The sequence below is a fragment of the Pseudomonas sp. ChxA genome (assembly GCF_030263855.1).
GTDB lineage: Bacteria > Pseudomonadota > Gammaproteobacteria > Pseudomonadales > Pseudomonadaceae > Aquipseudomonas > Aquipseudomonas fluorescens_CB.
Genome location: NZ_JARPMK010000001.1, coordinates 694,842 through 717,139 on the forward strand (window position 1 = coordinate 694,842; position 22,298 = coordinate 717,139).

Annotated in this window: 19 protein-coding genes and 1 pseudogene; 10 read left to right on the forward strand and 10 right to left on the reverse strand. The window is 61.1% G+C overall.

Annotated elements, in window-relative coordinates; all coding sequences use genetic code 11:
• Nucleotides 1-178: 178 nt before the first annotated feature.
• From accC to P5706_RS02940, 5 genes and pseudogenes are all read right to left on the reverse strand, one after another.
• Entirely contained in the window at nt 179-1,540 is a 1,362-nt protein-coding gene (accC, locus tag P5706_RS02920; protein WP_017136745.1) for an acetyl-CoA carboxylase biotin carboxylase subunit, read from the reverse strand.
• Nucleotides 1,541-1,557: 17 nt separating this feature from the next.
• Nucleotides 1,558-2,019, reverse strand: coding sequence for an acetyl-CoA carboxylase biotin carboxyl carrier protein (accB, locus tag P5706_RS02925; protein ID WP_122718896.1), 462 nt, complete (start codon nt 2,017-2,019; stop codon nt 1,558-1,560).
• Nucleotides 2,020-2,043: 24 nt separating this feature from the next.
• Entirely contained in the window at nt 2,044-2,499 is a 456-nt protein-coding gene (gene aroQ, locus P5706_RS02930; protein WP_017136743.1) for a type II 3-dehydroquinate dehydratase, read from the reverse strand.
• A 253-nt stretch (nt 2,500-2,752) separates the two neighbouring features.
• Nucleotides 2,753-3,268: pseudogene (locus P5706_RS37115) on the reverse strand (methyl-accepting chemotaxis protein); the annotation flags it as partial.
• Between the two features lie 1,499 nt (nt 3,269-4,767).
• Nucleotides 4,768-6,438, reverse strand: a complete 1,671-nt coding sequence (locus tag P5706_RS02940; protein ID WP_200433780.1) for a response regulator — start codon at nt 6,436-6,438, stop codon at nt 4,768-4,770.
• 389 nt (nt 6,439-6,827) lie between these two features.
• Between P5706_RS02940 and P5706_RS02945 the strand changes: the two genes are divergently transcribed.
• From P5706_RS02945 to P5706_RS02965, 5 genes are all read left to right on the forward strand, one after another.
• Nucleotides 6,828-7,805 (forward strand): DUF2333 family protein, encoded by a 978-nt coding sequence (locus P5706_RS02945; protein ID WP_370589438.1) that lies wholly within the window; start codon nt 6,828-6,830, stop codon nt 7,803-7,805.
• Nucleotides 7,806-7,807: 2 nt separating this feature from the next.
• Entirely contained in the window at nt 7,808-8,344 is a 537-nt protein-coding gene (locus tag P5706_RS02950) for an NUDIX hydrolase (protein WP_200433781.1), read from the forward strand.
• A gap of 195 nt (nt 8,345-8,539) precedes the next feature.
• The gene (locus P5706_RS02955; RefSeq protein WP_005784408.1) at nt 8,540-8,911 is read left to right on the forward strand and encodes a translation initiation factor Sui1; all 372 of its coding nucleotides are present in this window, start codon (nt 8,540-8,542) and stop codon (nt 8,909-8,911) included.
• A 211-nt stretch (nt 8,912-9,122) separates the two neighbouring features.
• The gene (gene speA / locus P5706_RS02960) at nt 9,123-11,036 is read left to right on the forward strand and encodes an arginine decarboxylase (protein ID WP_200433782.1); all 1,914 of its coding nucleotides are present in this window, start codon (nt 9,123-9,125) and stop codon (nt 11,034-11,036) included.
• Between the two features lie 174 nt (nt 11,037-11,210).
• Entirely contained in the window at nt 11,211-12,074 is an 864-nt protein-coding gene (locus P5706_RS02965; protein ID WP_285678528.1) for an alpha/beta hydrolase, read from the forward strand.
• Nucleotides 12,075-12,082: 8 nt separating this feature from the next.
• Here the strand turns inward: P5706_RS02965 and P5706_RS02970 are convergent, their stop codons facing one another.
• The 3 genes from P5706_RS02970 to P5706_RS02980 form a co-directional block, all read right to left on the reverse strand.
• Nucleotides 12,083-12,511 carry a hypothetical protein gene (locus P5706_RS02970; RefSeq protein WP_285678529.1) on the reverse strand — a complete coding sequence of 143 codons (429 nt, stop codon included), beginning with the start codon at nt 12,509-12,511 and terminating at the stop codon, nt 12,083-12,085.
• A gap of 118 nt (nt 12,512-12,629) precedes the next feature.
• Nucleotides 12,630-13,973, reverse strand: a complete 1,344-nt coding sequence (locus P5706_RS02975; protein WP_200433785.1) for an MATE family efflux transporter — start codon at nt 13,971-13,973, stop codon at nt 12,630-12,632.
• A gap of 3 nt (nt 13,974-13,976) precedes the next feature.
• Complete coding sequence (locus P5706_RS02980) at nt 13,977-14,270, reverse strand: hypothetical protein (protein ID WP_200433786.1); 294 nt, start codon at nt 14,268-14,270, stop codon at nt 13,977-13,979.
• A gap of 154 nt (nt 14,271-14,424) precedes the next feature.
• Between P5706_RS02980 and P5706_RS02985 the strand changes: the two genes are divergently transcribed.
• The 5 genes from P5706_RS02985 to P5706_RS03005 all read left to right on the forward strand — a co-directional run bounded on the left by P5706_RS02985 (nt 14,425) and on the right by P5706_RS03005 (nt 19,104).
• A complete protein-coding gene (locus P5706_RS02985) occupies nt 14,425-14,733 on the forward strand; it encodes a MazG-like family protein (protein WP_177011491.1) in 309 nt (102 codons plus the stop codon).
• On the forward strand, nt 14,726-15,475 hold the full coding sequence (locus P5706_RS02990) for a methyltransferase domain-containing protein (protein WP_285678530.1): 750 nt from the start codon (nt 14,726-14,728) through the stop codon (nt 15,473-15,475). The genes P5706_RS02985 and P5706_RS02990 overlap by 8 nt, the downstream gene beginning before the upstream one ends.
• A 24-nt stretch (nt 15,476-15,499) precedes the next feature.
• The gene (locus P5706_RS02995; RefSeq protein WP_200433787.1) at nt 15,500-16,102 is read left to right on the forward strand and encodes a DUF4136 domain-containing protein; all 603 of its coding nucleotides are present in this window, start codon (nt 15,500-15,502) and stop codon (nt 16,100-16,102) included.
• Nucleotides 16,103-16,147: 45 nt separating this feature from the next.
• Nucleotides 16,148-16,705 carry a DUF4136 domain-containing protein gene (locus tag P5706_RS03000; protein ID WP_285678531.1) on the forward strand — a complete coding sequence of 186 codons (558 nt, stop codon included), beginning with the start codon at nt 16,148-16,150 and terminating at the stop codon, nt 16,703-16,705.
• 422 nt (nt 16,706-17,127) lie between these two features.
• Nucleotides 17,128-19,104: a pilus assembly protein TadG-related protein gene (locus tag P5706_RS03005; protein ID WP_285678532.1), complete on the forward strand. Its 1,977-nt coding sequence runs from the start codon at nt 17,128-17,130 to the stop codon at nt 19,102-19,104.
• Here the strand turns inward: P5706_RS03005 and P5706_RS03010 are convergent.
• Both P5706_RS03010 and P5706_RS03015 read right to left on the reverse strand, forming a co-directional pair.
• On the reverse strand, nt 19,101-21,830 hold the full coding sequence (locus P5706_RS03010) for an ATP-binding protein (protein ID WP_285678533.1): 2,730 nt from the start codon (nt 21,828-21,830) through the stop codon (nt 19,101-19,103). The genes P5706_RS03005 and P5706_RS03010 overlap by 4 nt on opposite strands.
• Complete coding sequence (locus P5706_RS03015; protein WP_285678534.1) at nt 21,827-22,267, reverse strand: TadE/TadG family type IV pilus assembly protein; 441 nt, start codon at nt 22,265-22,267, stop codon at nt 21,827-21,829. Before P5706_RS03015 ends, P5706_RS03010 begins: the two co-directional genes overlap by 4 nt.
• Nucleotides 22,268-22,298 lie beyond the last annotated feature (31 nt).

The following is a 22,298-nucleotide window of genomic DNA, read 5'->3' on the forward strand; positions in this document are numbered from 1 at the left end:
CGGTCTGTCTGTGACGATCGTTCCCACGCTCCGCGTGGGAATGCCGCCCAGGACGCTCTGCGTCCGTGACGCGGAGCGTCACAAGATGCATTCCCACGCGGAGCGTGGGAACGAGCATAAGAACCGGTGTTCCACAAACAACAAAGCCGCCCGAAGGCGGCTTTGTTGGGTGGAGCACTTACTGGTTGGCCAGCTTGTGTTCCAGGTAGTGAATGTTCACACCACCTTCGCAGAAGCCTTCATCGCGTACCAGGTCCCGATGCAGCGGGATGTTGGTCTTGATGCCGTCAACCACGATTTCGTCCAGGGCATTGCGCATACGGGCCATGGCCTCGTCGCGGGTGGCGCCCCAGGTGATCAGCTTGCCGATCAGCGAGTCGTAGTTGGACGGAACCTTGTAGCCGCTGTACAGGTGCGAATCCACACGCACGCCGTTGCCGCCTGGCGCGTGGAAATGCTTGACCAGGCCAGGGCTTGGGATAAAGGTTTTCGGGTCTTCGGCGTTGATCCGGCACTCCAGGGAGTGGCCGTGGATCTTCACGTCGTCCTGGGTAAAGGACAGCACGTTACCGGCGGCGATGCTCAGCATCTCCTTGACGATGTCGATACCGGTGACCATTTCCGAAACCGGATGCTCTACCTGCACACGAGTGTTCATCTCGATGAAGTAGAAGCGGCCGTTCTCGTAAAGGAACTCGAAGGTACCGGCGCCACGGTAGTTGATGTCGATGCACGCCTTGACACAGCGAGCCAGTACTTCCTGGCGCGCGGTTTCGTCCAGGCCCGGTGCCGGAGCTTCTTCCAGTACCTTCTGGTGACGACGTTGCAGCGAGCAATCGCGGTCGCCCAGGTGGATGGCGTGGCCCTGGCCGTCGGACAGTACCTGCACTTCCACGTGACGTGGGTTGGTCAGGTACTTCTCCAGGTAGACCATCGGGTTGCCGAACCAGGCAGCCGCTTCGGAGCGGGTCTGCTTGGCCGCTTCGATCAGGTCTTCTTCCTTGTGCACCACACGCATGCCGCGACCACCACCGCCACCGGCGGCCTTGATGATCACCGGGTAACCGACTTCGCGACCAATGCGCAGGGCGGTTGCCTCGTCTTCCGGCAGTGGGCCGTCGGAACCTGGAACGGTTGGCACGCCAGCCGCGATCATGGCGTCTTTGGCCGAAACCTTGTCACCCATCAGGCGGATGGTTTCGGCTTTAGGGCCGATGAACGCGAAGCCGGATTTTTCCACCTGTTCGGCGAAATCGGCGTTTTCCGCGAGGAAGCCGTAGCCTGGGTGGATGCCATCAGCGCCAGTCACTTCAGCGGCCGCGATGATGTTCGAGACTTTCAGGTACGAGTTCGTGGCCAGTGGCGGGCCGATGCAAATGCTTTCGTCCGCCAGTTTCACGTGCATCAATTCGGTATCGGCCGTCGAGTAAACAGCGACGGTCTTGATGCCCTCTTCCTTACAGGCGCGCAGGATACGCAGCGCGATCTCGCCGCGGTTGGCGATCAGGACTTTTTGCAGTTTCTTCGCAGGTTTCAACATCGAAGGCGCTCCGCGGTTCAAACGATGGTGAACAGCGGCTGGTCGTACTCAACCGGCTGACCGTTTTCTACCAGGATGGATTCGATGACGCCGGCTTTTTCAGCAGTGATGTGGTTCATCATTTTCATCGCTTCAACGATGCAGATAGTGTCGCCCACTTTCACGGTTGCGCCGACTTCAACGAAGGCTGGCGAGGTCGGTGCCGGGGTGCGGTAGAAGGTACCGACCATTGGCGACTTGACCACGAAGCCGTTCAGCACAGGTGCGGCTGGGGCGGCAGGTGCAGCGGCAGCAGCGGGTGCGGCGGCAGGTGCGGCAGCCGGAGCGGGTGCTTGCATCTGTGGCGCGTAGAACTGTTGAGCCGGGGTCTTGCTGTGACGGCTGATCCGTACGGATTCTTCGCCTTCCTTGATTTCCAGCTCGTCGATACCGGATTCTTCCAGCAGTTCGATCAGTTTCTTAACTTTACGGATATCCATGAATCATCAACTCCCAAGGGTCGGTCAGGGGCGCTTGGCCGGTTGTTCAAGTTGTTCCAGGGCGGCCTCCAGGGCCAGTCGGTAACCGCTGGCGCCAAGGCCGCAGATCACACCTACCGCTACATCGGAGAAGTAGGAGTGATGGCGGAAAGCTTCGCGTTTGTGCACGTTCGACAAATGCACTTCGATAAATGGGATGCTCACCGCCAGCAGCGCGTCACGTAATGCAACGCTTGTATGCGTAAAAGCGGCGGGATTGATCAGGATAAAGTCCACGCCTTCGCCACGCGCGGCATGGATGCGATCAATCAATTCGTACTCGGCATTGCTTTGCAGGTACAGCAAATGGTGGCCTGCTTCACGCGCCCGGCGTTCCAGATCGAGGTTGATCTGTTCCAGGGTCACCGCCCCGTAGACGCCCGGTTCACGGGTGCCGAGCAGGTTCAGGTTGGGTCCGTGAAGAACCAGTAAGGTCGCCATCGGCTGTTCCTTGTTATTGATGTGGGTGCGTCAGAACCCGGCGACTATGCCGCAAAGCCTTTGTGACTGTCCAGTTCTATGCAGTAGGCGGCACGATTAGCGATGATTGCGCAAAATTTGTGACTGTGAGGCTGGATTTGGTCAGTGTGGGAGCTGGCTTGCCTGCGATAGCGGCGTATCAGAACCGGATGTGTTAGCTGACACACCGCTATCGCAGGCAAGCCAGCTCCCACAGTTGATCTTCATAGGGCTATTAGACGCGAAACGCTTGCACGGCAGTGTTCAGTTGCCCACCCAGTTCCAGCAAATGCTCACCCTGGCTGCGTCCTTGGCCGATGCGCAGCAGATTATCCTCGCCCAGCTGGTGAATCCGCTCGCTGTTGTCACGAATCTCACTGACGGCGCCACTCTGCTGTGCGGTCACATCGGCGATGCGCACGGCAGTGTCGGAAATGGTCTGGATCGCCCCGACGATTTCATCCAGCGCGCCGTCGGCCGCCTGGGCCTGCTGGGCGGTGGCTTCGGCGTGTTCGACCTGCGCACGCATGCCCTGCACTGATTGATGGGCGGCGCTTTGCAGGCCGGTGATCAAACCCTGGATTTCAGCGGTGGCGCCAGCCGTGCGCTGGGCCAGGGTGCGCACTTCGTCAGCCACCACGGCAAACCCACGCCCGGCTTCACCGGCGCGCGCAGCCTCGATGGCGGCGTTGAGAGCCAACAGGTTGGTCTGGTCGGCAATCGAGCGAATCACGGTGAGCACGCCGCCGATGGTGGCGGATTCTTCCGCGAGTTTTTCGATCATCTGGGCGTTTTGTTGCACTTCACCCACCAGTGCATGCAAGCCGGTGAGGCTCAGGCCGATCACCCGTTGGCCTTGTTCCACGGCCAGGCCCGCACTACGGCTGGCACCCGCAGCCTGGCTGGCGTCGCCGGCCACTTGCTGGATGGTGGCTTCCAGTTCGCCCAACGAGTCGCGGATCTGTGCGGTATCACCCGCTTGGCGCTGCGCACCATCATGCAAGCCGCTGCTCAGCTCAGCCAGGGCACGACTGCTACCGGCGACTTCTTCGGCATTCCCGCGAATGGTGCCCACCAGATCCACCAGATACGCGCGCAGGCGGTTCAGCGAGGCTTCAATATCGTGCAGTTCGCGATTGGTCTTGCCCAACGCAATCGGTTGGCTGAAATCACCTTCGGCCCAGGTCGACAGGGCTGGCGCCAGGTTGGTCAGCACCCGCGCCAGGCGCCGTTGCAGGGTGTCGATCAGCAGGGCAATCAGCAGGATCAGGCCGATCATCACGCCTTGTAACAGGCGAACTTCGCCCTGGATCCTGGCGTGTTGGGCACGCACCACCGGCTCCAGGCCAGAAATAGCCTGTTGTACGGCGGCAATTTTCAGGTGGGTGGCGGCCGCCAGTGCGGTGCGCTGCTGGATTTGCTCGCGGGTACGCTGGAGTTCGGCAGGGTAGCGGGTCAACAGGCTGTTGAGTTCACGCTTGAGGTCGACGCCAGTATCTTGGACTTCGGCTTTTGCACTGTTTTCCAAACCCATCATGGCGGAAAAATCATCGGCGCCGGATTCGCTGCTGGCTTTTACACCCAGCAACGGCAGGGCCGCCAACAGGTCGGCCTGGGTGCGGATACTGGCGACTTCGCGTTCCACGTCATCGGCCAACTCCGCGCGCCCGCTGCTGACCAGTTTGTCGCGGGCCAGGGACAGTTTGCCCACGTGCTGGGACGCAGCCAGCAAGGGTGGCAGGTAGCGAGCGGCATCTGGCGAGTTGACGCCTGTGGCGTATTGGCTCAGTTGCTCCAGGTTTGCGCCCAGCTCACGCTCGGCTTGCAGCAGCAGGGCTTGCGGGTCGCCTGCCAGTTTGCCGGCGGCGAGCAGCTCGGTTTTGCTGAAGGTGTCCAGGTCCACCAGGCTGGGGCGCAGGTTTTGCGCAAGCTCTGCCGGCAAATCGTCCAGATGTTGCAACAGGTTTTCCAGGCTTTGACTGGCGCTGCTCAAACGCAGGGCATCGCCGCTGGAGAGGTAATCATCAATGTTGCGTGCGGCCTGGTTCTGAAAGGTCTGCGACAGGCCCAGGTAGCGTTCCATCAGCAGATACGGCCGTTCCAGCGCCCGTTGCGACCACCATAGTGTCGCTCCAAGGGCCAGGCACACGGCCACCAGCAGAAGGGTATTGAGATTGGTCAGCAGCTTCAGGCGCATGCGTGGTTTCAACCGACAGCAAAAGATAAGTGCCTGAAGTTATTGCGTTTGCATTACAAAGTTATGACGGATTCGGTGGATTCCGGTGAAAAGGTGGCACTTTGCTTTGATGTGCGAGCGGCTTGCACGCGGTTGCGTCCTGCGTTCTTGGCGCGGTACAGCGCCTCGTCGGCTTGGGCGGCCATCATCAGGCTGTCGGAACCGTCGCACAGCTCCACCAGCCCGGCGCTGAAGGTGCACCATAAATCCTGTGGTTGGGCCGGGTAATGAATTTCGGCAAAGCGCCCACGGATTTCGTCCAGCACCTTGCAGGCCGATTCCAGGTCGGTGTCGGGCATCACGATGGCGAACTCTTCGCCGCCGTAGCGCCCGATGTAGTCGGTTTTACGCAGGCGCTGCTTGAGAAACAGCGCCAGGCTCTTGATTACGCGGTCGCCCATCGGATGGCCGTGGCTGTCATTCACGCGTTTGAAGTGGTCGATGTCGAGCATCGCAAAGCTCAGCGGCTTGTTCTCGCGGCGGGCGCGGAAGCTGCAGTCTTCGAGCAATTGCAGGATATGGGTGTGGTTATACAGCCCGGTTAGGCTGTCGCGCACCATGCGCGCCTTGAGGTTGCGGGCACGGGCGGCGCGGTTGCGCACGGTGGTGATCAGGTGACGCGGCTTGATCGGCTTGGTGAGGAAGTCGTCGCCGCCTTCGCTCATGGCGTCCAGCTGTTTATCCAGATCGTCTTCTGCCGACAGGTAGATGATCGGCACACTGACGTAGCGGTCGTTGTGGCGGATCACCTTGGCCAGTTCGGTGCCGGTACAGGCAGGCATATACATGTCGAGGATGATCAGGTCCGGCTGGAAATCCGCCAGCTCGGCCATGGCCTGGATCGGTTCGATCAAGGTGCGCGTGACGATGCCGGCGCTGTTGAGCAGCCTCTCGGTGTGCAGCGCCTGTGCCCGCGAGTCATCGATGATCAGCACTTTATAGGGTTCGTACTGCGCGACGCAGGTCAGCACTTCGATCTTTTCCAGCAGGCTCGACGCTTCCAGGGTGCCGGTGAGGAACTCCTGGCCACCAGCGCGCACGGCGGCCAGGCGCGTTGGCGTGTCGGTTTCGTGCAGGCTGAAAAACAACAGCGGCAGCTTTTGTTCGAGGCCTTCCTGGGCTTCGGCGGCCAGCTTGAGGCCCAGCCCCGCGCCGCAGAAGTCCACATCCATCACAATCGCCGACGGCAGGCGCTCGGCCAGGGAGGCACGAAACGCCGCCACACTGTCCAGGGACTGGGCGCTCATGCCAAAGAATTCCAACTGCTTGGCCAGGCGTTCGGCGCGGTCGTGATCGGCCAGCATCACATAGATGGGCTTGCGCATCGGCGGCAGAAAGGTTTGTTCCAACTGGTCGCCCTGACGCAGGCCGGTGCGGGACAGGCGTTGCATCAGGCGGTTAAGTTCGGTGATGACCTGGCTGCTCAGGCGGCCGCGATTTTCGTCCACGGCCTTGAGCGATTCGCCGATGTGCCGCGCCAGTTGGCCGTGTTCCGGCTGTTCGAAACGCTCGGCAAAGCGCAGCAGGCGCAGGTTGGCTTCGCTGAGTTCGGACAAATCGGTGTTCGACCATTCGCTGCGTTGCAGGCGTTGCCAGATCTCAAGAATTTGACGTGCCTGATGAATTACCCGCTGGGCAAAATGGTGCTTGAGACGCTCACGGCTGGGGTCTTCTGGCTCGGTCATATCCTGACTACTAGTTAGGGTGCATGCTGAGGTCGACTGATGGCTCTATGCTAGCACCTCTTTTCTATTGCATGAGTGTCATACGTCAATTAAGTGCAAGTCTGGGGTATTCAGTTACCGACCCAACGGTCGCGCTGCGTAAAAAGCGTGCATCCTTTATAGTCGAACGTCTCCCACCTGCCACTTTCGGTTAAAAGCCCCGCGCCGATGGGCACGATGGGGTAGGGTTGTGGTCGGAGTGTTTGACCGCACCCGGACAATTGACGTGCATGAACTCAAGTGATTGAAAGGATATCGCCATGCTGGACTGGAAAAACCGTGCAGGCAGTGCCAAAGGCCCCGCCCCTGAGCCAAAGTCGACCCAACGCGGCTACTTTCGCAACCTGCTGATGAGCAAAGCGCTGCTCAGCGTGCTGGCCTTGTACCTGTTGGTCACCGGCGGCCTGGGTTGGTACTGGAGCGAAGAGCCGGCGCTGTTCCCGGTCCAGCAAAACGCCCAGCTTGCCGCCGAGAAGGAAGGCAAGCAGATGGTGATTGGCTACACCACCGTCGAAACCCTCAAGACCGTGGTCGGCACCTTGCTGAACAAGCCTGGTGGCTACATTTCCAACGACCGTTTCCCGCCAGGCCTGTGGATGGACAACATGCCGAGCTGGGAATATGGCGTACTGGTGCAGGTGCGCGACCTGACGCGTGCGCTGCGTAAAGACTTTGCCCGTTCGCAGTCGCAGTCGGCTGAAGACGCGGATTTGGCCAAGGCTGAACCGCGCTTCAACTTCGACAACAAGAGCTGGGTGCTGCCATCGAGCGAATCGGAATACCAGGAAGGCATCAATTCCCTGAGCCGCTACGAAGCACGCCTGTCCGACCCGAACCAGAAGGGCGCGCTGTTCTATGCCCGCGCCGACAACCTGAACAACTGGCTGGGCGATGTCGCCACGCGCCTGGGTTCGTTGTCGCAACGCCTTTCGGCCAGTGTAGGCCGGGTGAAACTCAACACCGCACTGAAAACCGAAGCCCTGGCGCCGGGTGAAGTGCCGCAGGTCGATGAAGAAGTGGTGGAAACCCCATGGATGCAGATCGACAACGTGTTCTACGAAGCCCGTGGCCAGGCGTGGGCCTTGTCACACTTGCTGCGCGCGATTGAAGTCGACTTCGCCGACGTGCTGGCCAAGAAAAACGCCACCGTCAGCGTGCGTCAGATCATTCGCGAGCTGGAAGCCTCGCAGGAGCCGGTTTGGAGCCCTATGATTCTTAACGGCAGTGGCTTTGGCATCCTCGCCAACCACTCGTTGGTCATGGCCAACTATATTTCCCGGGCAAACGCTGCAGTTATAGATTTGCGTCAGCTCCTCAATCAGGGGTGATGATGGACGCTACTCCCAACGAGGCCGCACACCGTGCGGCCTCTGATGCCGAGCTGATCTGCTGGGTGGACGAGCAGGACAACCTGCTCGGTCACCTTGTCAGGTCCGACCTGCGCCAGCGTGGCCTGGTCGGCCGGTGCACCTTTATTTTCCTGTTCAACTCCGCCGGTGAGCTGTGTGTACACCGACGCACCCTGAGCAAAGCCCTGTACCCCGGCTTTTGGGACACAGCGGCAGGCGGCATGGTGGCGGCGGGCGAGAGCTATGCGGTTTCGGCTGCCCGGGAGCTGGAAGAAGAACTCGGCGTTGGCGGCGTGGAGTTGGTCGAGCATGACCACTTCTACTTTGAGGAGGATGGCAGCCGGCTCTGGTGCAAATCTTACTCGGCAGTGTGGGACGGCCCGTTGCGCTTGCAGCCCGAAGAGGTCATGGAAGCGCGGTTTCTGCCCCTTGAAACGGTCCTGCAGGAAGCTGAACAAAAGCCTTACTGCCCGGATGCTCAAGAGGGCCTGCGACGCTATCTGGCCTCACGTCGCTAAAGTTGCATAAATTGGCGCTATTTGGCTCTTAGCAAGCCGGCTTTTTGCCGTTACACTGCGCGACTTTTCACCCGAACCACCCTTAGCGGTTCGGTAGCGCTGCCCCTGCCTGAGTGGGGCTTCGCGGTCGGTAAGCTGCCTCTTGTAACGAGAGCCGGGTTCCGATCAGTCTTTGTCCTCCCAAGAGGATTGCCGGTGGCCAAAAAAGCCGCATCCTTCGCCGCCCTTGGTGGCCTGGTATTTTCCACCGACGCAGGTCGACACTGCCCGGACTGTCGTCAGCCCGTGGATTCGTGTACCTGCAAACAGACCCTGATCCCTGAAGGCGACGGTATTGCCCGCGTACGACGCGAGAGCAAAGGCCGTGGCGGCAAGACGGTGACTACAATCACCGGCGTGCCCTTGGCCGAAGACGCCCTGAAGGAACTGGCTACCACGCTGAAAAAGCGTTGTGGCACCGGTGGCGCGTTGAAAGATGGCGTCATCGAGATACAGGGCGATCACGTCGAGTTGCTGTTGGCCGAGCTGATCAAGCTGGGTTACAAGGCGAAGAAATCCGGCGGCTAGCAGCCTCTGTGAAACCCACCCCGATGACCGCTTTGCTGAACGCGAACTGTCGTCTCCATGGTTTCACAGAGCCTGTTCCTGACCGGTGTCTAAACTCTGTCCTGCGAGTGGGGTCTACCTTCCTTACAGGCAAATCGTCATTTTCATTCTTTAGACTTCGCCAGCCTTGCAAGAAGGCGTGGTGATCTTCGACTTTATATAGGGGACTTCGATGTCCGTACGACGCACACGCAAAGACGATGGCAGCCAATGGACAGTTGCGGACAGCCGCAGTGTTTATGGGATTCGCCATTGGGGGGCCGGGTATTTCGCGATCAATGATGCCGGTCGCGTTGAAGTCCGTCCGAACGGCCCGAACAGCACGCCGGTTGATCTGTACGAGCAAGTCGACGAGCTGCGCAAAAGCGGCCTGTCCTTGCCGCTGCTGGTGCGTTTCCCCGACATCCTGCAAGACCGTGTTCGCCAACTGACCGGCGCGTTCGATGCGAACATCGAGCGCCTGGAATACCAGAGCAAGTACACCGCGCTGTACCCGATCAAGGTGAACCAGCAGGAAGCGGTGATCGAGAACATCATCGCCACCCAGAACGTGTCGATCGGCCTGGAAGCCGGTTCCAAGCCCGAACTGCTGGCCGTGCTGGCCCTGGCGCCGAAGGGCGGCACCATCGTCTGCAACGGTTACAAAGACCGTGAGTTCATCCGCCTGGCGCTGATGGGCCAGAAGCTCGGCCACAATGTGTTTATCGTGATCGAGAAAGAATCCGAAGTCGGCCTGGTGATCGAAGAGGCCGCGGCTCTTAAGGTCAAGCCGCAGGTTGGCCTGCGTGTGCGTTTGTCGTCGCTGGCGTCGAGCAAATGGGCAGACACCGGTGGCGAGAAGTCCAAGTTTGGTTTGTCGGCGGCGCAATTGCTGTCGGTGGTCGAGCGCTTCCGCGCCGCCGGCCTGGACCAGGGCATCCGCCTGCTGCACTTTCATATGGGTTCGCAGATCGCCAACCTGGCCGACTACCAGCACGGGTTCAAGGAAGCCATTCGTTACTACGGCGAACTGCGCAACCTCGGCCTGCCGGTCGACCACATCGACGTGGGCGGCGGCTTGGGCGTGGACTACGACGGCACGCACTCGCGTAACGCCAGCTCGATCAACTACGACATGGACGATTACGCCGGTGTGGTTGTGGGCATGCTCAAGGAGTTCTGCGATGCGCAGAGCCTGCCGCACCCGCATATCTTCTCCGAAAGCGGCCGCTCCCTGACCGCCCACCACGCCATGCTGGTGGTGCAGGTTACCGACGTTGAAAAGCACAACGACGAAATCCCGCAGATTGAGAACAAGGAAAGCCTGCCGGAAACCGTGCAATGGCTGGTCGACCTGTTAGGTCCTACCGACATCGAGATGGTCACCGAGACTTACTGGCGCGCCACCCACTACATGAGCGACGTGGCCACCCAGTACGCCGATGGCAAGCTGACCCTGGCGGAAAAAGCCCTGGCTGAACAGTGCTACTTCGCTGTGTGCCGCCGCCTGCACAACTCGCTCAAAGCCCGCCAGCGCTCGCACCGCCAAGTGCTGGACGAGCTCAACGACAAGCTCGCCGACAAGTACATCTGCAACTTCTCGGTGTTCCAGAGCCTGCCCGACACCTGGGCCATCGGCCAGGTGTTGCCGATTCTGCCGCTGCACCGTCTCGACGAAGAGCCGCTGCGCCGCGCCGTGCTGCAAGACCTGACCTGCGACTCCGACGGCAAGATCAAGCAATATGTCGACGAGCAGAGCATCGAGACCAGCTTGCCGGTACACGGTTTGAACGAAGGCGAAGACTACTTGCTGGGCATCTTCCTGGTGGGCGCCTATCAAGAAATTCTCGGTGACATGCACAACCTGTTCGGTGACACCGACTCGGTGAACATCTACCAGCGTGAAGACGGTTCGGTGTACAGCGCCGGGATCGAGACCCACGACACCATCGAAGACATGCTGCGCTACGTGCACTTGTCGCCGGAGGAGTTGATGACTCACTACCGTGACAAATGCGCCAGCGCGAAGATCAGTGCCAGCGAGCGTACGCAGTTCCTGGATGCGTTGCGTCTGGGCCTGACGCGCTCGTCCTACCTGTCCTCGTAAGTACACTGCTCCCACCAAGATCTTCAAGTAACAGAGATCCAGTGTGGAGCGGGCTTGCCCGCGATAGCGGTGTATCAGTCCGCACATTCAGGGCTGACACACCGCCATCGCAGGCAAGCCCGCCCCCACATTTGGATTTTCGTTTGGTCGTACCTTCTGTGTGAGGTCTGAACGATGTCGAGCAAATGGCTGCAAGCATTAACCCTGGCAATCGCCGCATTCCTCTCGGCCTGCTCGCCGATCAAAGTGCTCAACGCACTGACCCCTTCCAGCACGTTCACCAAAACCTCCTCCATTGCCTACGGCCCCGACCCGCGCCAGAAACTCGATATTTACCGTCCCGTCACTGCCTTGCCCAACGCCCCTGTCGTGGTGTTTTTCTACGGTGGCAGCTGGAACAGCGGCTCCAAGGATGACTACGGTTTCGTCGGCGAAGCCCTGGCTTCACGCGGCATTGTGGTGGTCATAGCGGACTATCGGCTCTACCCGCAAGTGCGTTACCCCGCTTTTCTCCAGGACGGCGCCCAAGCGGTGGCCTGGACTCATCAGCACATCGCCGAATATGGCGCCGACCCCAAGCAGCTTTACCTGATGGGCCATAGCTCCGGCGCGTACAACGCCTCGATGCTGGCGCTGGATGCGCGTTGGCTCAAAGAAGTGAACCTGTCACCCTCGATGCTCAAGGGTTGGATCGGCCTGGCCGGGCCTTATGACTTCCTGCCGATTGAAAACCGCGATGTGCGCCCCGTGTTTTTCTTCCCGGACTCGCCGCCCGATTCCCAGCCCATCAACCACGTCAGTCACGACGCTCCACCAAGCCTGTTGATCGCCTCGGTGAGCGACACGCTGGTCAACCCCACGCGCAATACGGGCGGGTTGGCTAACAAGCTGCGTGAAGCGGGTGTGCCAGTCGAGGCGTTTTATTTCACCCGGACCAGCCACGCGACATTAGTAGCGTCCATTGCCAAGCCGTTGCGCTGGCTGGCGCCGGTACTGGATCGGGTCACGGCTTTTATCCGCTCCACCCCTGGCCAGTGAGGCTGGCTTTACCGGACAACCAGGGTGTACAGGGTTGAGCTTTCGGGATTGGTTTCCTCCAACGTGACAGACTGCAGCGTGTTTTGCGCTGAAGGACTGACGGTCAGGCTGGGGCCATTGCCCATCAGTGTTCGACCTTGGGGTGGCAGCGTCGCTCTTATACCTTGTTGCGTCACGAAAACCTGGAAATCCGTTTGATTCCAAACCTCCACGCCTTTCTGGAGGGCGGGCTGCGCTGGGAGTGTTGATGGAGCGTCATCCAGTTTGAGTGTCCATTCGCCGGTGTCCGCAGTGACGGGTGCAACCTGAATGGGCGGTTCGGCGACGACTTCGGCAGGGGGCTTGGCTTTTTTCTTCCTGGACGTGCGGATAGCGGCGACGGCGATCAACACGACCACTATCAACGCGCCGATAACCAAGTAGGTGTTGTTGCTCATGTGGGGTCTTCCTTGAGTTGAATTGAGATCGCAGCCTGAAGCTGAAGGCTCTTCAGGGGCGATCTCCATTCAACGCCGGAACGTCAGCGTTGTAACCTGTGAGAACTGACAGGTCGAACTACCCTAACCATTGATTACGTTTGTTCAGCCGCCAAGCGATTGCCCACAGCGTGAGGCTGCGCAGGGCCATGAACAACAGGAAACTTATCCACAGCCCGTGGTTGCCGAACCCCTGCAACAACCACGCGAACGGCAGCAATATCACCACCGTCAACAGCATGCCGTTACGCATTTCCCGCGCGCGGGTGGCGCCGATGAACAGGCCGTCCAGCAGGTAGCTCCACACCGCGATCAACGGCAGTACGGCCAGGTAAGGCAGGTAGATGTCGGCGGTTTCGCGCACGCTGGGGATATCGGTTTGCATGGCGATAAACAGGTGCCCGGCAAAGGTGAATAGCAGCGCGAAACCCACGCTGGCGATCAGTGACCAGCCGCAGGCGACCACCAGCGAGCGGCGCAGGGCCTGGCGGTCGTGAGCACCGATAGCATGCCCACACAAGGCTTCCACCGCGTGGGCGAGCCCGTCCAGAGCGTGGGCCGTGAGCAATAACCCATTAAGCAGCAACGCGTTCGCTGCCACTGTCGCATCCCCAAGACGTGCGCCTTGCACAGTGATCATGAAAAACACCGACTGCAAGGCCAGGCTGCGAATGAAGATATCGCGGTTCACCGCCAGCAGTGGCCGCCAGCTTTGCCACCGCTTCAAAGCGGCCCAGGCGATATGCCCGGGGTACGCACGCAAGGCTTTTTGCGTGAGGGCCAGGCCGAGCAGGGCGCCCGTCCATTCGGCGATAACGGAGGCGCGTGCGGAGCCGACCACACCCCAGTCCAGGCCGAGTACAAACCACAGGTTCAAGGCGATGTTGACGAGGTTGGTGGTCAGCAGAATCGCCAGCGGCGCACGCGCATTTTGCGTGCCGAGGAACCAGCCGACCAAGGCATAGCTGGCCAGCGCGGCGGGCAGGCCGAACAAGCGGGTGTGGAAAAAATCGCGGGTCAGTTGGTTCAGCTCGGGCGAGGGCTGCATCCACTCCAGGGCCAGATGGCTCAGTGGAATGCCCACCGTGCCCAGCAGCATCGCCAGCCCCAGCGCCAGTAACAAACCTTGCAGCAGGATTTGCCTGAGCGCCGCGCCATCCCCGCGCCCGGCGGCTTGCGCGGCAAACCCGGTGGAGCCCATGCGCAGAAAGCCCATGGCCCAGGCCAGGAAGGTGTACAGGCTGGCGCCCACGGCCACAGCACCGAGTTGATGGGCATGGGGCAGGTGGCCGATGACCATGCTGTCCACCAAGGCTACCAGCGGCACCGAGATGTTCGACAAAATCATCGGCGCAGCCAATGCCCAGACGCGGCGATGGGTGGGGCGGTCGCGCCAATCGGTCAGCAGGGTGAGTGTTTTCAAGTATTAATGCACAACCCAACTGAGCAACCACAAGCCCAGCATCAGCCAGATAATCCCCATAATGATCGAGGCGCGCATAAACGCACGCACCGCCGAGTACAGCAACATCAAGCCGATGATCAGGGCGGCAATGCTGATGATCGAAGTGTCCATGCCCAATGTGCGTGACAGCCCTTCAATAAAGTTGCCGCCCGCGTGGGTCAAGGCGCCGAACAACCCGCTGAGCCCGTCGACAATAAAGCGGATGACGGAACCCAGTGCCTGGCCCAACCATCCGAAAAAGCTTTCTACCTGCATGTGTGTGTCCTGATGAAGAGGTGGGCGTCGCTGAGCCTTTGGTCGTTATTACACCAAGCGAGTTCCCTTTTAGCATAGAGGTTTACGCGTTACAGGGATTCACTTGCCTTCGCCCAGCATCCGCCCGAAGCTATACACCTTCAGGAGCCCCCGCATGAACCTCGAACACCTCACCGAACGCTTGCACCGTATTCGCGATACCAACGACTGGAAGCCGTTCCACAGCCCTAAAAACCTGGCCATGGCCGCCAGTGTGGAAATGTCCGAGCTGGTGGAAATCTTCCAGTGGCTGACCGAAGACCAGTCACGCCAACTGCCGGCGGACAAACTCGCCCACGCCGGGCAGGAAGTTGGCGATATCGTGCTGTACCTGCTGTTGCTGTGCAGTGAGCTGGGCCTGGACATGAACGAAGTGGTACGCGCCAAACTGGCCGACAGCGAACGGCGGTTTGCCCATGAGTGACCGTCACTTCGACCAGTTGGCCACGCGCTTTGCCGAAAAGATCTACGGTGGCGCCAAAGGCGCGATCCGCCTGGCGGTGTTGCAGGCCGACCTGACTGAAGCCTTGCCCGAGCGCCCTTTGCGCGTGCTGGATATCGGCTCCGGCCTGGGGCATATGTCGCTGTGGCTGGCCGAGCGCGGCCATCAAGTAACCCTGGCCGAGCCCGCCGAGCCGATGCTTGAAGGCGCCCGTCAGCGGTTTGCCGACGCCGGGCAGACCGCGACTTTTATCCATGCGCCCTGGCAGCAATTGCTCGGCCAACTCACCGAGCCCTACGACCTGGTCCTGTGTCACGCCGTGCTCGAATGGCTGGCCGAACCGCACGCGATCCTGCCGGTGCTGCACCAGCTCACGGTGCCCGGCGGCTGGTTGTCGCTGGCGTTCTACAACCGCGATGCGCTGATTTACCGCAACCTGCTCAAAGGCCACTTCCGCAAAATGCGCAAGAACGACATGGCCGGCGAGAAGCAAAGTCTTACCCCGCAACAACCGCTCGACCCACGGGAACTGGCGGCGCAACTCGAAGGGCTTTGGCAGGTCGAAAGCCAAAGCGGCGTGCGGGTGTTCCACGACTATATGCCGATGGAGTTCCAGGCTCGCGCCAATCTGCAGGACTTGTTGGAGATGGAACTCGCTCACCGTCGTCACCCAAGCTTTGCCGGACTTGGGCGTTATTTGCACTGGATCTGCCGTCCGGTTTAAGCGGCCCAGTCTGCGGAGGTCGAAATGCGTCGTCTCTGTTTGATCCTGTTATCGATGGGCTTGGGCGCTTGCTCCACGCCCAACCCCTACGTGGCCGCCTCGGCCCCGATGCCGCCGGCTCCGGCCCAGGCGGCGAATACCTTTGATGCCAGCGCCTACCCGGCGCCGGTGCGCGACTATGGTGCCTACCGTAGTTGGGGCTGGCTCAACGGCCAACTGCCCGCGGGCACGGCCTGGGCGGATTCGGCGCAAATCGCCGAAGCGGTCAGCGGCGCCCTCGACCAGCGCGGCTTGCGCCCCTTGCATGACAACCGCGCCCCCGACCTGTTGGTGACCGCCGATGTGCGCCTGGAAAAACGCTTGCGCCAGGTGCAGGACGACTATGGCTACGGCTACGGCGGCTATAACCGCTATGGCAACGGTTACGGCATGTACAACACGGTGCCGGTGGTGCGCACCTATGAAGTGACGGTTGCGGTAGCACGCGTCAGCCTGTTCGATGCCCGCACGCGCCAGCCGGTATGGAGCACCAGTGCCGAAACCACCAGCCAGGGCAGTCTGAGCGAGCGCGCTGATGCATTGCGTGAAGCGATGCAAAAGGCAATGAGCGCTTATCCGCCCAGTTAGCAGCTATTCTCATCTCAGGCTTATTCCGTCTTTTGGAGAACACCCATGCTTCGTCGCCTTGCTGCTCTTGCTGTAGTGGTCCTGTTGAGTGGCTGCCAGACCAGCCAAGTCAACCATGACTTTGATGCCAGCCGCGATTTTGGCGCCTACCGCAACTGGGCCTGGAAAGACCCGGCCCTGCAATACCGCCCGGATGATCCACGGATCAAGAGCGACCTCACCGAGCAACGCATTCGCCAGGCCGTGGGTGAGCAACTCGACCAGCGCGGCCTGCGCCCCGCCGCTGCAGGCACCAGGGCCGACCTGAATGTGCAGGCCTATCTGATCGTCGAAGACCGCCAGCAGCAAGTCACCACCAACTACGGCGGCGCCTGGGGCGGCCCGTGGAATGGCTACTGGGGCGCGCCGATGTACAACGAAACGCGCAACATCACCTACAAAGTGGCGACCATCCAGATCGACCTGCTCGACGGCAAGGACGGCAAACTGGTGTGGCGTGGCAGCGACGAGCAGATGATGGCCAGCACGCCGAACCCGCAGGATCGCAGCGATGCCATTCGCAGTACGGTAACCAAGATCCTCTCCAACTACCCACCGCACTAAGAGACCACCGCCAAACCCTGTGGGAGCGGGCTTGCCTGCGATAGCGATCTGTCAGTCACCGATGCATTGACTGATCCACCGCCATCGTGGCACAGGTATCTACACAACGTTTGAAGGCAGCCAATTTCTCCTGTGGCGAGCAGGCTTGTCCTGCGTTGGGCTGCGAAGCAGCCCCAAACCCGGACGCTGAGTTCTTTCAGGAAAACTGCAGTGCCCATACTGGGGCCGCTTCGCAGCCCAACGCAGGACAAGCCTGCTCGCCACAACAGCCCACTTGCCACTAACCGGTTGTATAGATATCGATGGCCATCGCGGGCAGCCCGCTCCCACATTTTTGATCTTCACCACCCCAGCCCTTGTCTACACTCAATTGCATCCCAGGAGAGTAAGCGCTCGGCAACTCGCCGGCACAGGAGTGCTCGATGTCTCCCCGACTTGGTTCCAGGCAACGTGGCGCAATCGGCCTGATGGCCGCCGGCGTGTTGGCGGTGGCGCTGGCCTTTACATTGCTGATGATCGACAGCGGCCGCCTGTACCTGGAGAAGCGCAAGCTGCAAGGCGTGGCAGACACGGCGGCGCTGGAAGCGGTGAGCCGCAGCGGCACGTGCCTGAGCGGTTTGAGCGCGGCGGCGTTTGCCGGGCAGAGTGTGGCGCGCAATCATTTTGTGGTGGGTAGCGGCAATACCCTGGTGACCCAATGCGGCACCGTGACCACCGGCGCGTCGGGCCGGCGCATGTTCAGTGCCAACCCTGCAGTGTCATCGGCGATTCAAGTGGTGGTGAGCAAAACCGTGACCACCAGCGTGGCCGCCGGGGTTTGGGCGTTATTCTCCGGCAATCCGGTGAGCATCAATACCGTATTGACCGCGACCGCCGTAGCGGCGGTGCCCACGCCACCTTCGGCCCAGCTGACCATCAACAGCACCCTGGCCAGCGTCAACACGGCGAGTGCCAGCCTGTTGAACCCGCTGTTCAGTGGCTTGCTCGGCGGCAACGTCAACCTGACGGTCGCCGGGTGGAATGGCTTGCTCAATACCAATATCAACCTGCTCAGTTACCTCAACCAACTGGCGGTCAACCTCAACGTGGCCGCCGGTAACTACACCCAGTTGCTCAATACCAACGTGACTGCCTCACAGTTGATCCAGGCCGCAGTCACCGTGCTGACCGCCAACGGTGCAACGGCGGACGTGATCACCGCCCTGGGCAACTTGCAAATTGCCGCGATCAACCAGGCACCGTTGACCGTCGGGCAGATCCTGCAACTGCAGACCGGCACCACCGCTGCGGCGCTGAATGCCAACCTGCAGGTGTTCCAGCTGATCCAGGGCGTGGTGCAACTGTCCAATAGCCAGAGCGCGGCGGCGGCGACCTTGCCCATTAGTGTGCTGGGGCTGGCCAATATCACTACCCAGGTCAAAGTGATCGAACCGCCGCAGTTGTCGGCCATCGGCAACCCGGTGCTGGCGGCGGCCAACCCTACAGGGCCAAATAAAATTTACGTACGTACCGCCCAGGTGCGCACTGAAGTGACCGTGAGCTTGCCGGTATTAAGTGCGTTGTCGGGGCTGAACACGGCGGTAAACGACTTGTTGGGGCCACTGACGCCGGTGCTCGGCAGCCTGCTGAACCTGAACCTGGTGAGCACGATCAACTCGGCCTTGTGCTTGCTGGGCGCCGGTTGCCAGCAGGCGGATTTGCTGGTGCTACCCGGCAACCTGCCGATTAACATCGTACTGGATGCCGGGGCCGCGAGCAGTTACGTCACTGCCTACAGCTGCCCCACCGGCAACGCCGGCACCAAGAGCCTCACCGCCTACACCACCACGTCGCTGGCGTCGCTGAATGTGGGCAGTATTACCAATGCGTTTTCCACCACCTTGCCGATGACGGTAGCGCCGTTACCCCTGATTGATATTGGTACCCAGACCTGCCACAAGATACTCGGCATCGGCAGCTGTGACCCGCGCGTGCCGTTTGCCGGTGGTGGCATCGCGATCAAGGTGGTCAGTCCGATTGCGCAGAGCAATCAAACCCTGGTGTTCTCTAGTACCACGCCGTTTGCCACGCCGCCGAACGTGGGTCTTGCGCCGACCTATCAGGCCGCGACACCTGCCACCAATGTGGTGAGCAGCCTTTCGACCACGCTCAACGGCGTGGGCATCACGGCTTACCAACCGTCTGGAGGAAGCCCGTTGGGCATTCTCGCGCCTACGGTCACAGCGCTGCTCAGTGGCGTCAGCGCCATCGTCACGCCGGTGGTAGATGGCGTGCTCGGCCCGCTGCTAAACCCGATCCTCAACAACTTGCTGAGCATGCTGGGTATCAGCCTGGTGAATGTGAACGTCGGCGCCAACCTCACCTGCGGCCAGACCGGCGAAGCTTACCTGGTGATTTAAACGTCGGTGGCCCTGGGCAGTTCCACGCAGAACCGTGCGCCGTGTTCGCCGTTGCTGACGCTCAGGCGTCCGCCCATGTTTTCGACGATGCCGTAACTCACCGACAAGCCCAACCCGGTGCCCACGCCAATCGGCTTGGTGGTAAAGAACGGCTCGAAGATGCGCTCCAGCAAGCGTGGGTCGATGCCGCCGCCGTTGTCTTCGACCCAGATGCGCACGTGGCGGCTGTCGTGTTCGGTGTGCAGGGCAATCCATGGGCGCAGCTCGGGGTTCTTTTCGCGCTGGCTCAACAGCGCATCGCGGGCGTTGACCATCAGGTTTATCAGCACTTGCTCAAGCTGGTCGACGTAGCCTTTGACCTGCACCGGGATATCCGCCTGGGTCAGGCGCACTTCAACGCCTTTGCCACGCAGACCTTCACTGAGCAACGACAAGGTGCCCTCCAACGCCTGCGCCGGGTCGAAAGGTTGCTGCTCGACCTCTGAGCGGCGGCCGAACACACGCATATGGTCGACCACCCGCGCCGCACGCTGCACCTGGGCGTCGATGCGCTGGAGTTTTTCGGTCAGGTAATCGATCTGTACGTCGCCATTGCTCAGGCGCTTGAGCACATTGACGATGGCCATGCGCATCACATTCAGCGGCTGGTTGATCTCATGGGCCAGGCCCGTGGCCATTTCACCGAGGGTGGCCATTTTCGCGCTTTGCGTGAGTTGCTGCTGGGAGCGCCGCACTTCGGTGTTATCGCGGCCCACGGCCTGCACTTCGACCAGGGTGCCGTGGTCATCGAAGACGCCTCGGTCCGACCACACCCACCAGGCGTGTTCGCGGCCGGGCAGTTGCAGGCTGATTTCGGCCGTGCTCACCGGGAACTCCGGTGTCAGCTGGTGGATGCGCTGCACAAACGCCTCGCGCTGTTCGGTCGACAGCCATTCACCCAGGTTCATGCCGCGCAATTGTGCGGGCAGGCACTCCAGGTAATTGGCCAGCGGCGTGTTGCCGAACGTCAGGGTCAGGTTCGGGCGGTAGCGACAGATCATCGCCGGGGAGTCTTCGAGGAGGATGCGATAGCGCTCCTCACTGTCCTTGATCTGCTGCGCGGCCAAGGTCGCCTCGGTCACATCCAGCCACAGGCCGACGGCTTCCACCGGCACGCCCAGGTCGTCGCGCAACAGCTTGGCTTCGTCGAGCAACCAGTGGTAATCCCCGTGTGCGTCTTGCACGCGATAACGGCTGCGCACGCTGCCTTCGCGCAGCAGTTGACGGGTGCGCTGGAAGTACAGGTCGCGGTCGTCCGGGTGTACCCATTGCACCAGGCTGTCGTGGGTGCATTCGGCGAGGGTGCGACCGAGCAGGGGCAGCAGGCTGTGACTGAAAAACACCGGCTGCAGTGCGCCGTTCACATAGCGCTGCACATAGATCACCGCCGGTGAGCTGGCGATCAGGTTGTCCAGGCGGGCGCGGGCGGCGTCGGCTTGCAGCTGCTGGTTCTGGATGTCGCTGATGTCGAGCATAAAGCCGACCCAGCGCCGCTGTTCACCGGCGCCCAGCACCTGGCCCTGCACGCGATACCAGGTCGGCGCGACGCTGTCGCCACGGTTGAGGCGCGCGCTGGCGAGCAAGGGTTTGCCGAGGGTTTGCAGGTCGCGTAGACGGCTGTGCAGTTCCTGGCGGTCGGCGGGGTGAATGTGGTTCAGCCACGCTTCGAGGGGTTGCCGGGTTGGGCCGTCTTCCGGGTCGAGGTTGCGCATCAGTTGTGGGGCGAGCTGGATTTCGCCGCTGGCGGGCAACAGCTCAAACCAGCCCGTGCCCAGCAGGCCTTGCAACGCTTCCTGGCGCTCGAGTTGTTGATGGTGACGGTGTTCGCGCAGGCGGCTGAGCAGTGGGGCGGCGAGGGCGGCGGCAAGGTTCAGCCAGTCGCGGTCATTGCTGTGCAGTTGGCCGCTGTAGGCACCGCACAACAGCCATGCGGCGATGCCTTGGCCATCGCGATAGGGCACAAGGAACCCATCGGCATTGCCGAAAATACTGTGCAAGCGCGGGTGCTCGCCGCGCCCATAAGGTGCTTGCAGGCTCAGCGGCGTGGTGCCGTTGAGGCTGTCCAGGCAGGTCCCAAGACGTTGGCCAGTGTGCCAGAACAACGGTGCATCATGGTTGGCGTACTGGCTGTAGATCATCCAACCCTGGTCTTCCTGATCGAGCAGCGCCAGGGCCACACACGGGATACGCCAGCGCTGCGCCACGCTGCTTAACTGTTCGTTGAACACCTCGGGCAGACGGCTGAGGCTGCACACGCGCAGTTGCTCACTGACGCGGCTGGTCAATTGGTGGTTCTGTTCGCGCTGCTCGGCCAATTGCCGGCCGCCGAGTAAATCGCCGATGTCTACAGCATGCAGCAGCCAGCCATTGTCGTAGGGTTGAAGCGTGCCGCGGGTGTGCAGGATTTGCCCCGCGACCGCGTGAAAATCCAGGTCGAGGCTGTGGCGCTGCCAGTCGACGGGCACGCCTTCAACCGTTACGGCGCTGCGGGCACTCAGCAGCTCTTGCAAGCGCGGCGAGTTAACCAGTGGCGGCAACTGTGGGCGCAACGTGCCGCTGAGGTCGAGCACGCGGCCTTGGTTATCCAGGTGTACGTGCAACCCGGCAGACGGCGGCGCGGGCGTGTCGATTTCCAGCGCGCCATTGCGACCGAGCAGGCGCCCGAACAGCGTGTCCCCCGAAGTCAAAACTGCAGGCTCGACTGGGCCTGCAGAATTGCCGGTAGCTGCGGCACGGTGCCGATGCCCGGCAGGACAATAAAGGGCAGCACCGCCTGGAGGTTGGCCGACGGGTAGTTGATCTGCACCGACAACAGCCCGCTGGTGAAGGTGGTGGTGACTTGGGTGGAAGCGTCGAATTTGTAGGCGTTGGGAATCCACCCCAAACGGTTGGCGACCGCCGTTTTGGCAGTGGCCTGTACGGCGGCGGGGTAGCCTTGCATATTCGGGTCCAGCCCTACGCTCAGGCGCACGGCTTCGGCGGTGGCCTGGTTGAACGACTGCAACAGCAGCAGCGGCAGGCTATAGCTGACCGTGCCGTAGAACACGGCAAAAAAAATCACGAACACGGCAATGAACTCGATGGCTGCCGCGCCTTTTTGCTTATCCGGGAGGCTTGTTTTCATCACCGCGTCTACCCTGACGGCTACTACTTGA